Source organism: Natrinema ejinorense (assembly GCF_002494345.1).
Lineage (GTDB): Archaea > Halobacteriota > Halobacteria > Halobacteriales > Natrialbaceae > Natrinema > Natrinema longum.
The window spans coordinates 1,174,304-1,188,017 of sequence record NZ_NXNI01000001.1; the positions used below are offsets into that span (position 1 = coordinate 1,174,304).

The 13,714-nt window shown below is 66.6% G+C and carries 13 protein-coding genes; 7 read left to right on the forward strand and 6 right to left on the reverse strand.

Annotated features, from left to right (window positions below):
* Window positions 1–9 precede the first annotated feature (9 nt).
* From CP557_RS05840 to CP557_RS05860, 5 genes are all read right to left on the reverse strand, one after another.
* Window positions 10–984: an aldo/keto reductase gene (locus CP557_RS05840; RefSeq protein ID WP_097379050.1), complete on the reverse strand. Its 975-nt coding sequence runs from the start codon at window positions 982–984 to the stop codon at window positions 10–12.
* 135 nt (window positions 985–1,119) lie between these two features.
* A complete protein-coding gene (locus CP557_RS05845) occupies window positions 1,120–2,991 on the reverse strand; it encodes a formate/nitrite transporter family protein (RefSeq protein ID WP_097379051.1) in 1,872 nt (623 codons plus the stop codon).
* Window positions 2,992–3,087: 96 nt separating this feature from the next.
* A complete protein-coding gene (locus CP557_RS05850) occupies window positions 3,088–4,236 on the reverse strand; it encodes an ABC transporter permease (RefSeq protein WP_097379052.1) in 1,149 nt (382 codons plus the stop codon).
* The gene (locus tag CP557_RS05855) at window positions 4,226–6,079 is read right to left on the reverse strand and encodes an ABC transporter permease subunit (RefSeq protein WP_097379053.1); all 1,854 of its coding nucleotides are present in this window, start codon (window positions 6,077–6,079) and stop codon (window positions 4,226–4,228) included. The genes CP557_RS05850 and CP557_RS05855 overlap by 11 nt, the downstream gene beginning before the upstream one ends.
* The gene (locus tag CP557_RS05860; protein ID WP_097379054.1) at window positions 6,076–6,990 is read right to left on the reverse strand and encodes an ABC transporter ATP-binding protein; all 915 of its coding nucleotides are present in this window, start codon (window positions 6,988–6,990) and stop codon (window positions 6,076–6,078) included. Before CP557_RS05860 ends, CP557_RS05855 begins: the two co-directional genes overlap by 4 nt.
* Window positions 6,991–7,177: 187 nt before the next feature.
* On the opposite strand from CP557_RS05860, the gene CP557_RS05865 reads away from it, so the two are divergent.
* The gene (locus CP557_RS05865; RefSeq protein ID WP_097381543.1) at window positions 7,178–7,600 is read left to right on the forward strand and encodes an SRPBCC family protein; all 423 of its coding nucleotides are present in this window, start codon (window positions 7,178–7,180) and stop codon (window positions 7,598–7,600) included.
* 57 nt (window positions 7,601–7,657) lie between these two features.
* Here the strand turns inward: CP557_RS05865 and CP557_RS05870 are convergent, their stop codons facing one another.
* A complete protein-coding gene (locus CP557_RS05870) occupies window positions 7,658–8,557 on the reverse strand; it encodes an alpha/beta fold hydrolase (protein WP_394340607.1) in 900 nt (299 codons plus the stop codon).
* 286 nt (window positions 8,558–8,843) lie between these two features.
* Here CP557_RS05870 and nirK point away from each other — a divergent pair, with 286 nt between their 5' ends.
* The 6 genes from nirK to CP557_RS05900 all read left to right on the forward strand — a co-directional run bounded on the left by nirK (window position 8,844) and on the right by CP557_RS05900 (window position 13,709).
* Window positions 8,844–9,932, forward strand: a complete 1,089-nt coding sequence (gene nirK, locus CP557_RS05875) for a copper-containing nitrite reductase (RefSeq protein WP_097379056.1) — start codon at window positions 8,844–8,846, stop codon at window positions 9,930–9,932.
* A 57-nt stretch (window positions 9,933–9,989) separates the two neighbouring features.
* Complete coding sequence (locus CP557_RS05880; protein WP_097379057.1) at window positions 9,990–10,577, forward strand: plastocyanin/azurin family copper-binding protein; 588 nt, start codon at window positions 9,990–9,992, stop codon at window positions 10,575–10,577.
* 274 nt (window positions 10,578–10,851) lie between these two features.
* Complete coding sequence (locus CP557_RS05885; protein ID WP_097379058.1) at window positions 10,852–11,628, forward strand: SCO family protein; 777 nt, start codon at window positions 10,852–10,854, stop codon at window positions 11,626–11,628.
* 3 nt (window positions 11,629–11,631) lie between these two features.
* Window positions 11,632–12,162 (forward strand): TlpA family protein disulfide reductase, encoded by a 531-nt coding sequence (locus CP557_RS05890; protein WP_097379059.1) that lies wholly within the window; start codon window positions 11,632–11,634, stop codon window positions 12,160–12,162.
* Window position 12,163: 1 nt separating this feature from the next.
* Window positions 12,164–12,826 carry a cytochrome c biogenesis CcdA family protein gene (locus CP557_RS05895; protein ID WP_169924414.1) on the forward strand — a complete coding sequence of 221 codons (663 nt, stop codon included), beginning with the start codon at window positions 12,164–12,166 and terminating at the stop codon, window positions 12,824–12,826.
* Window positions 12,827–13,169: 343 nt separating this feature from the next.
* Entirely contained in the window at window positions 13,170–13,709 is a 540-nt protein-coding gene (locus CP557_RS05900) for a cupredoxin domain-containing protein (protein ID WP_097379061.1), read from the forward strand.
* Window positions 13,710–13,714 lie beyond the last annotated feature (5 nt).

Consider the following 13,714-nt stretch of genomic DNA (forward strand, 5'->3'; position numbering starts at 1 on the left):
AAAAGAGGATCACTCGTGGCCCGACACCGGAACCGGCTCGTAGGGCTCCTCGAGGTACTCCATATCCGACTCCGATAGCTCGATCTCGAGGGCTTCGACGGCCTGCTCTAAATGCTCGACGCTGGTCGTGCCGACGATCGGTGCGTCGACCCAGTCCTTGTGGAGCAGCCACGAGAGGGCGATCTGGGCCATCGTCGCGCCCCTGTCGTCGGCCAGGTCGGCGACGCGTTCGTTGATCTCCCGGCCGCCGCCCTCGCGGTATGGGTGTTCGTACATGTACTCCTCGGTCTCGCCACGGGTCGTGGCGTCGATCTCCTCGTGGGGCCGCGTCAGGTAGCCGCGGGCCATGGGCGACCACGGAACCACGCCGATCCCTTCGTTCGCACAGAGGGGCAGGGTCTCGCGTTCTTCCTCGCGATAGACGAGGTTGTAGTGGTTCTGCATCGTGGCGAAGCGCTCGAGGCCAAGCGCGTCGCTCGTGTGCAGTGCGTCGGCGAACTGGTGGGCCCACATCGAGGAGGCCCCGATGTAACGGACGTGGCCCCGCCGGACGGCATCGTCGAGCGCTCGCAGAGTCGTCTCGATCGGCGTGTCGTAATCCCAGCGATGGGGCTGGTAGAGATCGATCGTCTCCATCCCCAGTCGCTCCCGGCTGGCGGCCAACTCCTGTTCGATCGCCTTCCGGGAGAGCCCACCCGAGTTCGGGTCGTCGTCACGCATCCGGAAGTAGCCCTTCGTCGCGACGACGGCCTCCTCGCGGTGACCCGCGAGTGCCTCGCCCAGAATGCGTTCGGACTCGCCTCGCGAGTACATGTTCGCGGTGTCGAAGAAGTTGATCCCCAGATCGAGCGCCCGGTCGATGATCTGCTTGCTCTCCTCGTCCTCCAAGACCCACTCGCGCCAGTCGCTCGAGCCGAAGCTCATACAGCCCAGACAGATGCGGCTGACTTCCATGCCGGTCGATCCGAGGGTCGTGTACTCCATAGCGAGGGTACGGAAACCGGTGGGAAAACAGTACGCACTGTGGCAATCGATGACAGTCGTCTCGGGGGCGCGCTCGAGACGATACTCATTACGCCTCGTGAATAATAGATCTGGGCACTACCGAATTAACGCGGACTACCAGTGGCCGAACAGTCGCTGGACGACGCTACGGTCGCTGGGCCGTTCGGCGAGCATGACCGAACTGTCGACCTCGTTGACGACGTCCATGTGCAGCGAGTCGCTCATCAGCCGCGACACCACCCCTTCCTCGGTCGCCCCGATGAGGATGAGCGAGTGGTCCTTCGACTGCCGGCAGATGGCGGCCTCGACGTCGCCCGAGTCGTCGACGACGATCTCGGCGTCCTCGAGGTCGCGTTCGGCGGCCCACTCGGCGAGGAACTGTTCGCCCCGTTCGCGGTCCTCCGGGCCGGCGACGACGTGCTGGAGCGTGATCTCGGCCCCGGAGTGGTCGCGAAGCGTCCGTGCGACCTCGGCGCTCAGATCCGAGTCCGGGCCGCCCGCAGTCGGGAGGAGGACTCGCGAGGTGTCCAGGTTCCGATCCTTGAGGATCAGGAAGTCACAGGGAAGATTGCTGGTCAGTTCGTTTATCCGACCTTCGGCACGACCCTGGCCCCACGGTCGGTCCTCTCCCCAGCCAAGCACGACGAGATCGGCATGCTCGCGTTCCGCGGTATCGAAGACGTCCTCGAACGAGCGGTGGGAAACGACCGTCGACGTCTCGCAGTCGACGTCGTAGGACGCCGCTCGCTGGCAGACGCTTTCCATCCGCTGCTCGGACTCGGAGACGATCCGCTCGGTCTGGCCGGCACCGTATCGCATCGACGCACGACCCGGCATCTGGACGATGTGGACGGCGTGCACTGTCGCGTTCTCGTGGCCGCTGGCCAGTCGACAGGCGAGGTCGACGATCGTCGACTCGGTTCGCGGGTTCGAAATCGGGACGAGCACGCGATAATCGCCGTTTTCGGTCGCGTGGGTCTCCGCAGTGTCGATCAACGGGACGTACGACCGACCCACGTAGCTGCCGAACAACCACTCCGGTATCGAGAGCTGGCGATCCGCTCCCTCGAACCGGGCGGACTCGAGGCGGTGTTCGCTGGTCTGGAAGTAGTTGACGACCGTGACCAGGACGATGCCGCCGATGGTGTTTCCGAGCAGGACCGGCAGGACGAAGTCGGTGACGCCGACGAAGGGATGGAGACCGCCGTCCAGCACCAAGTAGACCATTTCCGTAAACGAGACGACGACGTGAAACAGGTCGCCGAGCGGAATGGCGAGGAAGGCCATGTAGACGACGACGAGCCGCGAGATCGTGTCGCGGGAGGCGTAGACGATCCAGACGACGCCGGCGACGATCAACCCGGCGAACGCGGCCTTCGAGAAGAGGGCCCACCACGAGGTCTCGACACCGTGTTCCGCGAGGCTCATCGCGGCAGCCGCCGTGTTATCGTCGAAGACCTGGCTGTAATACAGCGCGATCGCCCCGAGCCCGCCGCCGGCGAAGTTACCCGCGAGGACGATCGTCCAGTGGCGAAGCAGTGCGGGGATGCTGGCCAGTCGCTCGAGCGTCAGCGCGACCGGCGGCAGCGTGTTCTCGGTATAGAGCTGGTAGCCACCGATGATGATGTAGATGAAGCCAAGCGGATAGAGCAGTTTGCTCAGAATCGGGTTGTCGGTCTCCGCCGTCAGGGACGCGTACAGCAGGAACGTAATCGTGATCGCAAACCCGGCGGCGAGACCGCTGAAGAACAGTTCACGACCGCCGGAGGTGATTTCCTCGTCGGCGGCGGCGACGATCCGCTGGAAGATCTCGTCGGAGGAAAACCGATCCCGGACGACCGCTCCGACCGCCGGCGCACCGCTTCTGGACCGTTCGACCGCCTCTCGGACGTGTTCCTGTTCGGGCGGGTCTCGGTCCTGTCGTGGGGGGTCGCGACCCTGTCTTGGAGGGTCTCGCTCCGTCCGCTCCTGGTCGGGATTACTCATTAACAGGTACGCACGCCTAGAAGGACTAAGCGTTTAGGATCTGCCACTGCAACCAGTTCGAATCGCGGTCCGCGACAGCCAGGTTCGCTCGAGGCGTTACAGCGAACCACCCTCGAGTCGGCCGATGGCAAGCCTGAGCGCGACGAACGCGCCGACGGCGACCAGGCAGTAGGCGGCGAGCAGTCCCCATGTCGTCGCCGTCGGGTTTCCGATCGCGAACTTCGCGACCGTGTTCGCGGGGTGTTCCGGAAGGGCGGTCGCGACGACCAGCGCGCCGACGGTGGCCACCGAGTAGAGCAACTGGGCCTGTCGTCGATCCGGGGCCCACAGCGCGATCCCGGTCCCGACGGTGACGACGAGCACTGAGAGCGCGGCCACCACTACGATCAACGCCGCCGGCCCCGCGATCGTGGTCCCGTTGACCGCCAGCAAGAGGAGCCAGGCGAGCGCCTGGATCGGTGCCAGTGCCGCGATCGCCAGTAGCTTCGCGTCGATCACGTCCGCGAGCGACAGCGGGGCGACCCGGAGCAGTTCGAGCGTTCCGCGCTGGCGCTCCTCGATCACCGAATCGACGACGATCGAGCCGCTGATGAACACCGGCAGGAAGCACAACAGCGGGAGCAAGACCGTGTACGTGAACCCCACGTAGGGACTCGCCTGGATCTGCGACGGGACCGGAACCGGCGACCGCTCGAGCCGGCCCGCGTCGGCGTTTTGCTGGCGCTCGACGCGTTCGACGTGCTCTAAGGTGTTCCGTAGCTGGACGACGAGCAGGGTCGTCCGGAGCCCCTCCTCGGGCGCGGTCACCCTGACGCTGAGCCGGCCGTCGTCGGTCCTGTTCGCGTCGAGAACCGCGGCTACGTCGTCGGTCTCGAACGTGTCGTAGGCGGTCCCCCGATCGCTGTAGCGCCGGGCGGTGACCCCACTTTGTTCGCTCGTAGCCGCGAGCAACTCCTCGGTGTCGTCGCCGGTGACGGCGACCGTCGTCTGGTAGTCGTCGATCGATCCCGGATCGTACAGCGAGACGAGTCCGACCACCAGAAACGAGGAGAACCCCGCGATGAAGAGCTGGATCGCCAGCGCCAGCAGGATCGTCTTCTCCGAGCGCAGCGACGCCAGTTCTCGGCGGGCGATGGCCCAGCGTGCACCCCAGCTCGAGCCGGCATCGACACCGCCGTCCGGTCGCGCCGGCGGGTTCGGCCCGCGTCGAATCGACTCCCGATCGCGGTCGCGCTCACGCGACAAGCCGGAACACCCCCAGGTTGTAGGTCACGTGGAGGACCGTCGCAGCGACGAGCCCGACGACGTAGCCGGCTCGACCGCGACTCGCCCCGAGCGCAGCGGTGACGGCCGTCACCGCATGTAAGCCAAGCGGTGCGAGGAAGACGAGCAGGAGTATCAGCGGATCGCTCGAGAGGGCGGGGCCGAAGGCGGCGGCGCCGACTGACAGTTCGGGCAGGCCGACGAACTGGACGACGTGGGTGACTTTCTCCCCGACGAAGAAACCGGCCCCCGAGAGCGCGCCGACGACGGCGGCCGTCCGCAGCGTCGGCTCGAACCGCGAGCGGGCGAAGCCGGCGTAGACGTGGATGCTCTTCGCGACCTCCTCGATCGCTGCGGCGACGACGACGATGACGGGCAACGCGACGCCCTGTGGAACGACGAACAGGAGGGCAACGGCGATGAGCTGGCCCGCGAAGACGAACGGAATGAAGAGGATCGACAGCAGAGGGATGCTCCACGAGCCGTGGATCCGCCTCGCGATCGCGTCGACGACTTTCGCCGGGATCGGCTTCTGTGCGAACATGTCCTCCTCGCGGTAGACGCCGATCCCCAGCAGGAAGCAGACGGCCGCGCTGAGATAGAACGGACCGGTCGAAAACAGGTACTCCCCCAGTCGAACCGACTCGTCTTGCAGGTCCATCACGACCAGCGTCAGCGGCGAGATCAGTGCGATCGGGTTCACCTCCGTGAAGACCGCCGGAATGAACGTATACGTCGTCAGCACGACGCTGATCGTGACCGTCACGAACGTTAGCTCCTTGAACGAGCGGGCGAGCATCGCGCCGATGAACGTCGACGCCAGAAAGAGTACGGCGATCGGTATCGCCCCGGCGACGGCCAACGGGCCGCCGCCGATTGCGACGGCGACAGCGACGACGACACCGACGAGTCCGAGCAGATACGGCAGCGTCTTTCCGGCGACGATTTCGTAGCGCGACGCCGGTGACACCAACAGGAGTTCACCCCGCCGCTTGACCCGCTCGTCCATGATCGTGCTTCCGTAGGATTGGATGACGAAGTTCATCGGCACGATGAACAGGAACGCGAGGACGAGCGATTTGAATGGGAACGGCGGCGCGATCGAGCCGGGCGTCTGCGCCGTCGTCGATCCGTCATCGACGGTCGGAACCTGCAGGGCCCCGTCTCCCCCGGTCTCGTCGGTACTGCGATCACCACCGCCGACGGTCGTCGATCCGTCTCCACTACCGCCACCAGCCCCCTTGTCGGGGCCGTCCCCAGCATCGGTTTCGTCCCCAGTGGTGACGCCGGAACCGGTCGCCCCGCCGGGATCGCGTTGCTGATACTCGATCGAAACGGAAACCGGATAGGCGGCCGCTCGATCGGATTCGTTCTCCATGAGCCTCGAGTTGTACGCCGTGATCGAGCCGCGAAACGCCTCGTAGGCGGCCGCGCCGTTGTCGCCGGCGTGTGTAATCCGCCCGCGTTGTGTCACCACGAGGTCGACGTTCGCCGGGTCCCCGTGCTCGCGTTCGACGTCCTCGAGCGGTATCGCCCGGAACTCCTCGCTTTCGACCGCGACGTCGTGATACTGACTGTCCTCGTCGACGCCGACGACGTAGAGTTCCCGCTCGAGACCGGGGCCGTCGTCGGCGACGGAAGCCCCCGCGACGCCGACCACGAGCACCATCGCGAGGAGTGTAAGTGCCGTCTTCCGGTCGACGGTGCCGAGGCTCCGGGAGACTTCCCAGCGGGCGATCCGGCTCGTGCGAGCGATGGTTCCCCGGAGCCAACGAGCGAACCGAAGCACGTGCGAGAGGAGCCGCTGCAGACGGCCGTCGCTCACGCCTCCGTCCTCCCCGGTTCGCTCGCGACCTCGAGGAAGATTTCCTCGAGACTCGGTGTCTTCGTCTGGATGTCGGTCACCCGGCCCCCGTCCGATTCGACGCCCTCCCGGATGGCATCGACGGCGGTCATGTCGCCGACGACGTGACGGATCTGCCCGTTCTCGCGCGTGACCTCGATCGGCGAGTGCCCGTCGACGGCGCGGCTCCCGTCGGCCGTCGCGTAGACGTGGTATTCGGTGCCGCCGTGGGCGTCCCGGATCTCCTCGAGGCTGCCCCGGGCGACGATCCGGCCGTCGTTCATGATGACGATCCGATCGCAGATGCTCTCGACGTGGAAGAGGTTGTGCGCGCTGAAGACGATCGTCTTCCCCTCGTCGCTCAGTTCGCGGGTGAACTCGATGATGTAGTTGGTCGTCAGCGGATCCAGCCCCGACGCCGGCTCGTCGAAGATCAACACGTCGGGATCGTTCACCAGGGCACGCGCGATCGCGACCTTCCGTTGCATCCCCTTGGACATGTTGCCGATGCGCCGCTCGCGGTGCTCGAGGTCGAGGCGGTCCAGCGAGTCGTGGATCCGCTCCCGAGAGACGTCCGCGGGAACGTCGTAGAGGTCGGCGAAGAACTCGAGGTAATCGATCGCCGTCATCTCCTCGTAGAGCGGCGATTCCTCGGGGAGGAAGCCGAGCCGGCGCTGCATCGCGGGCTCGCCGGGCGTCTGTCCGGCGACGACGGCGGTGCCCGCCGTGGGTTCGATCAACCCTGCGAGCATCTTCAGCGTGGTCGTCTTACCCGCGCCGTTCGGACCCACGACGCCGAAGACCTCGCCGCGCTCGATTTCGAAGGAGCTCCCCTCGACCGCGGTAAATCCGCCGTACTCCTTCCGGAGGTCGTCTACCTCGAGTATGGCCATTCGTTAGCCCGACGGAAGGAGTCAGCCAAGTAAAATCTAGCGGCTGACGACAGTCAAGATACGGTGATCGATGGCGCTCCCGAACCGCTCGTCCGCCTCCGAACCCCCGTTCGCGCCACAGCCGCTCGTCGACGCCGACGCTCCCACCGTGGCAACGCCCTTAGTCGCTGACCGCGTAGCAACGGCCATGACTCGAGTCCGGACCACGCGAACGGGAGACGGTCGCTGCCTCGAGGTGTCGCACGTCGTCGGGGTTCCGGCGTCCGACGCCTGGGACCCCCTCGTCGATACGACGCAGTGGCCGGCGTGGTCGCCGACCGTGATCGGCGTCGAGGCGACGGACCGCCGGGTTCGAGCCGACACGACCGGTCGGATCCGGGTTCCGGGCGTCTGGCTGCCGTTCAGGATCACGTCGTGTACCGAGCGCCGGTGGGCCTGGCGCGTGGCGGGACTCCCCGCGACCGGCCATCGCGTCGACGATCTCGGGGACCACCGGTGTCGGATCGCGTTCGAGCTGCCGCTCTCGGGGTCGGGATACGTGCCGGTCTGTCTCCGCGCGCTCGAGAACCTCGAGGAGTTGCTCGACGACCGGGCAGCGATGGCTCAGTAGCAGCGAGCCGAAGACTGACCCGCGGGGCCACGACCGACGCCGCGAGACTGGCCCGTTCTACCCCGATCCGAGATGCTCGCGGAGCAGTGCGGTTACCCGGTCGGGTTCCTCGTGGAGCACCCAGTGACTCGCCGCGGGGAACATCTCGAGGCGGCTGTTGGAACAGAACCCCGCACTGTCGACCGCCAACGCGGGGACGAGCGCGTCGTCGTCCTCGCCCCAGACCACGAGCGTCGGCGCATCGACCCGCTCGCGTGGCGGCGTCGATGGGTACCTCGTGGCCGCGCGATACCAGTTGAGCATCCCGGTGAGCGCGCCGTCTCGACCCCAGGCACGCCGGTAGGCGGCCACCTCGTCGTCGCCGAACGTTCCCGGTCGGGCCGTCCGCCGAAGCGCTCGCTCGAGCAGGCGGTAGTCGTCGTACCGACAGGCGAACTCGGGCAGCCACGGCAACTGGAAGCCGATCGCGTACCAGCTTCGACGCAGTTGCGCCGGGTTCGAGCGGAGTTGCCGGCGATAGGCGGTCGGATGCGGGGCGTTGACGATCCCGAGCCGATCGATCGCCTCGGGATACCGAAGCGCGAGTTCCCAGGCGACCATCCCACCCCAATCGTGGCCGACCACGTGTGCGGCCGTTCGGCCCTCGCTTCGGATCAGGGCACGGACGTCTCGCGCGAGTTCTCGAGTGCGGTAGGCTCGTGCCCCCTGTGGTTTTTCGCTCAGATTGTACCCCCGCTGATCGGGAACGAGTACCCGGTAGCCGGCCTCGGCGAGCGGCGCGATCTGCTCCCGCCAGCCGTACCAGAACTCGGGAAAGCCATGGAGCAAGACGACCAGCGGATCGCTCTCGTCGCCGGCAGTGACGACGTTCAACTCGATTCCGTTGACGACGCGAGCGGTCGAGTCGATATCTATCGGTGCCGGAACGACGGACTCGATATCGAGTTCCGTGGGCATCGATCGCTGGTTCGATCCCATCGGGTTTCCATGTGTCGCGAACGGTCGTCTCGGTTGGGTGATCGACCGGCAGAACTCGTTCCGGCGAGGACCGACTCGAGTGGCAGGTCCGCGGTGAGCGGCCGATCACCCGACGACAGGGGGCCGAAACCCGTGCTGGCCACACGGTCGACTGGATGGGTATTTAAATGACCACGATATACGGGGTTAGGCTGAATGGATTATTATGCTGTGGGAACCGTCGCGATGGTTGATCATATGTCCACCTCTATATCCAGATAGGACAATGACCCAAACTCAAATCAGTCGACGACGGGCGATGCAGGCGATCGGGGCGACCGGCGCGCTGGCGGTTGCCGGCTGCCTCGGTGAAAGCGGAGCGGAGAACGACGCTGAAACCAACCAGTCGGCCGCTACAGACGGGCTGCCGGCAGCGAAGGCGGTCGACGTCGACCGGATCGCGCGGGATCCGACGGACATCCCCCCGCCGGTCGACTGGAACGAGCCCCGCGAGCACGACGTGACGGTCGAAACGGTTCGGCGGACGGCCGAGATCGAGCCCGGCGTCACGTTCGAGTACATGACCTTCGGCGGGCAGGTGCCGGGGCCGATGATCCGCGTCCGGCGCGGTGACCGCGTGAACCTCACGTTCGACGTCCCGGAGGACCTGAACATGGCGGCTCACAACATGGACTTCCACGCGGTCTACGGCCCCGGCGGCGGAGCCGAGGCGACCACGATCGCACCCGGCGACGACCCGGCCCGGATCAGCTTCACCGCCGACTACGCCGGCGTGTTCATCTACCACTGTGCGATCCCGAACATGGATCAGCACATCAGTTCGGGGATGTTCGGCTCGATCCTCGTCGAGCCCGAAGACGGCCTCCCCGAGGTCGACCACGAGTACTACCTCGGCCAACACGAGATCTACACCGACGGCGACGTCGGCGAAGCCGGCCACCACAGCTTCGACTTCGACGCCATGCTCGAGGAGTCGCCGACCTACGTCGTCTTCAACGGCCAGGCCTACGGCTTCACCGAGAACGGCGTCGGGCCCATGACGGCCGAAACGGGCGACACCGCACGCGTGTACTTCGCCAACGGCGGGCCCAACCTGTTGAGCTCGCTTCACCCCATCGGCAACGTCTGGAGCCGCTACTACCGCGACGGCGACCTCCTCAGCGAGCCCGACCTGAACATCGAGACCGCGCCCGTCGCCCCCGGGACGACCACCGCCGGCGAGCTGGAGTTCCCCGTCCCCGGGCCGGTCAAAATCGTCGACCACGCGCTGACGCGGGCCACTCGCCGCGGTGCCCTCGCCGTCATCGACGTCGACGGCGAGCCCACTCGAGACATCTACGACGAGGACCCGTAAGGGATCCCGAACGGTCCTCCCGGACGGGGAACCGATGACTGACCACACACCACCACTATGACGTTTATTTCCCGTCGCACCGTGCTTCGATCGGCAGCCTTCGCGGTCGGCATCGGCCTCGCGGGCTGTCTCGAAGACGTCGCCGACCGCTCGAGCGACGGCGACGAGCAGCCGCCCGAGAACGCCGGCGAACCGGGGATCCCCGCCGAACGGATCACCGTTACGGCGAATTCTCGACCCAATCCCGAGTTCGAACCGCAGATCGTCCACGTCGTCCCCGGCGGGACCGTCGAGTGGCTCGTCGAGACCGGTCGCCACGATGTCACCGCCTACCACGAGGACGGCCACGGCCCGCACCGAACACCCGAGGGCATCGAGCCCTGGGGAAGCGACCGGCTGAGCGGCGTCGGCGCGGCCTACGAGCGCCCCTTCGAGACCGAGGGCGTCTACGACTACGTCGACACCCAGCAGGTCTGTACCTCCCACGAGGTCGCCGGCAACGTCGGCCGTATCGTGGTCGGCTGGCCCGACCCCGACGACGAACCCGCGATGGTCGACCCCCAGCCCGAACTCCCGTCGCAAGCCGCGCGAGCGATCGAGTTGTTCAACGAGGAAACTCGGCCGATCCTCGAGGAGGGGCCGTGACGGTCGGCGTCCGGTCCGCGCGACCGTCGAGTCGACCCGGCGACGGACTACTGTAAATCATTGACGGCGCACCCGCGAACCGACTTGGGTTGCGCCGGGAAATCGGCCCAGGGGACCGGAGCGACGATCGCAGTTCGGTCCGAGGGTCGTCGCTGCGAACGGCGGCACTGACCGAATAAACGGCAGATATAGCCGAATATGTTCGCCCCCTTCTAAGGGAGCGGGAATCCTGGCGGTGCTTTAGCGCACCGAACGACGAGGTTCAGTTACAACTATGACCCCAACACCTACCCCAATCGACAGGCGAACGCTCCTGCGCGCGGCGGGCACGGCGGCGATCGGCGCATCCCTCGCGGGCTGTTCGCAACTGGGTCGGTCCAGCGAAGCGGAGGACTCCCTCGTGCTCGACCCGCCGGAGAACCACGATCGGATCGCGGACGCGGACCTCCCGCACCCGATCTACGGGGAAGCGATTCCGGAGGCGACAGTCCCGGCCCCGCTGCACGACCGGACGGTCACGACCACGGAGTTCACCGGGAAGCGCCACCTGATGCTGACGTTCATCTACACGAGCTGTACGACCGTCTGTCCCGGCCTGACCGCGGCCCTGCGGCGCGTCCAGGCCGATGCGATCGAGGAGGGGTACGCGGACGAGATCGCGTTCCTCCCGATCACCTTCGACCCCGAGCACGACACCGCCGAAGTCCTCGAGACCTACGGCAAGGACTACGGGGTAGACTTCGACGCCGACAACTGGTACTTCCTGCGGCCGGAGACGCCCGAGGACGCCGAGGCGGTCGTCGAAGACACGTTCGGCGTGGCGTTCGCACCGAGCGACGGGGGAGACGGTGACGGGATGAACGGAAGCGACGGAATGGGCGACGAGATGGACGACAGCAACGGCCACGGCGGCCACGCTCGCCACTTCGTCCACACGTCGTTGATCCTGATCGTGAACAAGGACGGTCTCGTCGAACGCTCCTACACGGGCGGCTCCCCCGGCGGGAACGAGATCGTCGAGAACGCCCGCACCGTCGTCGAGGGGTGGTGAGCCATGCGCCGTCGAGAGGTCATCGCGGGTACCGCCGGCCTCGCCGCTCTCGGCGGCGGCGCGATCGCCGTCGGCGAGTGGAACCCCCTCGAGAGCGGCGCGGCCGTCGATCCGATCGAGCTCGAGACGATCGACGCGCCGGGGAGCGAGGCCGGAACCGCGACGGTGCCCGAACGCGGTCGGGTGACGTTCGTCGAACTGTTCGCCACCTGGTGTACCGTCTGTCAGGACATGATGGAACCGCTCGGGCAGGTCCACGACGATGTCGACGCGGACGTCCAGTTCGTCTCGGCGACCGGCGAACCGATCGGGAACACCATCACCCGCGCGGACGTCGCGGACTGGTGGCGCGAGCACGACGGGACCTGGCCCGTCGCCCTCGACGCCGATCTCGAACTGACGGAAGCGCTCGACGCCTCGGGCGTCCCGTACGCGTTCGTCCTGGACGCGGACAACGTCGTGACCTGGTCCGGTCGGGGGCGGAAGTCGCCCGACGAGATCCGATCGGCCATCGACGACGCCGGAGGTGAGTGACGTGGCGGGTGGCGAACTCCTCGGGACGATGGTGTTCGCCCTCGGCGTGGGCGTGGCGACGTTCTTCTCGCCGTGTGCGTACGCGCTGTTGCCCGGCTACGTCGGGTACTACGTCGCTGCGACGGGCGAAGAAACGACGCCACCGCTCTCGGGGACCCTCGCACGCGGTCTCGCAGCGGCCGCTGGCGCGATGGCCGTCCTCGGCTCCCTGTCTCTCGCCGCAGTCGTCGCCGGCGAGACGGTCGGACGAGCGGTCCCACTGCTCGAGTACGGTGTCGGCGTCGCGTTGATCGTGCTCGGCCTGTGGGTACTGTACGGCGGGAGCGGTGCCGTCCACGTGCTTCTGCCCGAGCGCCGATCGACCGTCCTGGGGTTCGGGCTCTTCGGCGCGATGTACGCCCTCGCGGCGACGGCCTGTGTCCTTCCGGTGTTCCTGGGGCTGGCGTTTCGCTCGCTTCCCATGCCGCCACTCGAGACGGTGCTGGTGCTTGGAACGTACGCCGTCGGGTTCGGCACGCTCATGGTCGCAGTCACGGTCGCGACGGCGTTCGGGTACGCTCTCGGGGCCGGTCGCATCGCCAACTACGTCGACCGGGTGATCCGCGTCGCGGGGGTCGTACTGGTGATCGCCGGCGTCGGCCAGCTCTACGTCGCCGCGGTCTAACGTCGGCCCGCTCACGCTCCCGTTTTCGCCCGGTCGTGACGACTAGTCCCGCTCCACCCGTGACTGCAGGCGTGGACCGCCACTAGCCGAGCCGCCATGGTCGAAGCGCCGTCGAATCCTCACTCTGAGGGAATATGTGCGGGACAATGGATATGCAAGTACCACGACGACTCCCGGCTGAATAGAGCTATGCCTTCGTCACACTCGCGTGAATCGGAACCGGTGATGCAACGACTCTACGATCGGATCTGGCTGCTCGCGGCAGCAGCGCTCGCGTTCTTCGCCGTCTCCTACGTCGCGTGGGGATGGATAGACGTGTTCTCGGTTCCCATGGGGTGATTCGATGACGTCACCAATCAAACCACCTGACGGAAACTGGTGGAATCAACCGGTCAACAGACGGGAGTCGATCTGGCTGGGGCTCGGTGTCGGCTGGTCGCTCATCCTCTTCGGGTGGATGAGCGCCTGGACGCGCGTCGGGGATCAGAACCCGATCGGCGAGACGTTCCGAATCGAGGGCGACGAGTACCGGGAAAAGATGAGCGACTACAAGGACCGGGCAACCGAGACCGACGACGGCCTCGTCCCGCCCGATCGAGACGTGTACCTGCAGGCGATGCGCTTCCAGTGGGACGGCGCACCGGTCGTGCTCGAGGCGGGAACGGAGTACGACATCCACCTCAACTCCCTCGACGTCCAGCACGGCTTCTCCCTCCGACCGGAGGACGCGCTCAGCAAACAGATCAATCTGCAGGTGTTGCCGGGGTACGAGTGGGTCGTCCCCATGACCTTCGACGAGCCCGGCACCTACCACATCATCTGTAACGAGTTCTGTGGACAGGGCCACAGGAGCATGCACGGCACGATCGTCGTGGAGGAGTGATATCG

Excerpts from the sequence above, each read along its gene's own strand:
- CP557_RS05840 (WP_097379050.1), bottom strand. The coding sequence starts at position 984 with ATGGAGTACACGACCCTCGGATCGACCGGCATGGAAGTCAGCCGCATC.
- CP557_RS05845 (WP_097379051.1), bottom strand. The coding sequence starts at position 2,991 with ATGAGTAATCCCGACCAGGAGCGGACGGAGCGAGACCCTCCAAGACAG.
- CP557_RS05860 (WP_097379054.1), bottom strand. The coding sequence starts at position 6,990 with ATGGCCATACTCGAGGTAGACGACCTCCGGAAGGAGTACGGCGGATTT.
- CP557_RS05865 (WP_097381543.1), top strand. The coding sequence starts at position 7,178 with ATGACTCGAGTCCGGACCACGCGAACGGGAGACGGTCGCTGCCTCGAG.
- CP557_RS05870 (WP_394340607.1), bottom strand. The coding sequence starts at position 8,557 with ATGCCCACGGAACTCGATATCGAGTCCGTCGTTCCGGCACCGATAGAT.
- nirK (WP_097379056.1), top strand. The coding sequence starts at position 8,844 with ATGACCCAAACTCAAATCAGTCGACGACGGGCGATGCAGGCGATCGGG.
- CP557_RS05880 (WP_097379057.1), top strand. The coding sequence starts at position 9,990 with ATGACGTTTATTTCCCGTCGCACCGTGCTTCGATCGGCAGCCTTCGCG.
- CP557_RS05885 (WP_097379058.1), top strand. The coding sequence starts at position 10,852 with ATGACCCCAACACCTACCCCAATCGACAGGCGAACGCTCCTGCGCGCG.
- CP557_RS05890 (WP_097379059.1), top strand. The coding sequence starts at position 11,632 with ATGCGCCGTCGAGAGGTCATCGCGGGTACCGCCGGCCTCGCCGCTCTC.
- CP557_RS05900 (WP_097379061.1), top strand. The coding sequence starts at position 13,170 with ATGACGTCACCAATCAAACCACCTGACGGAAACTGGTGGAATCAACCG.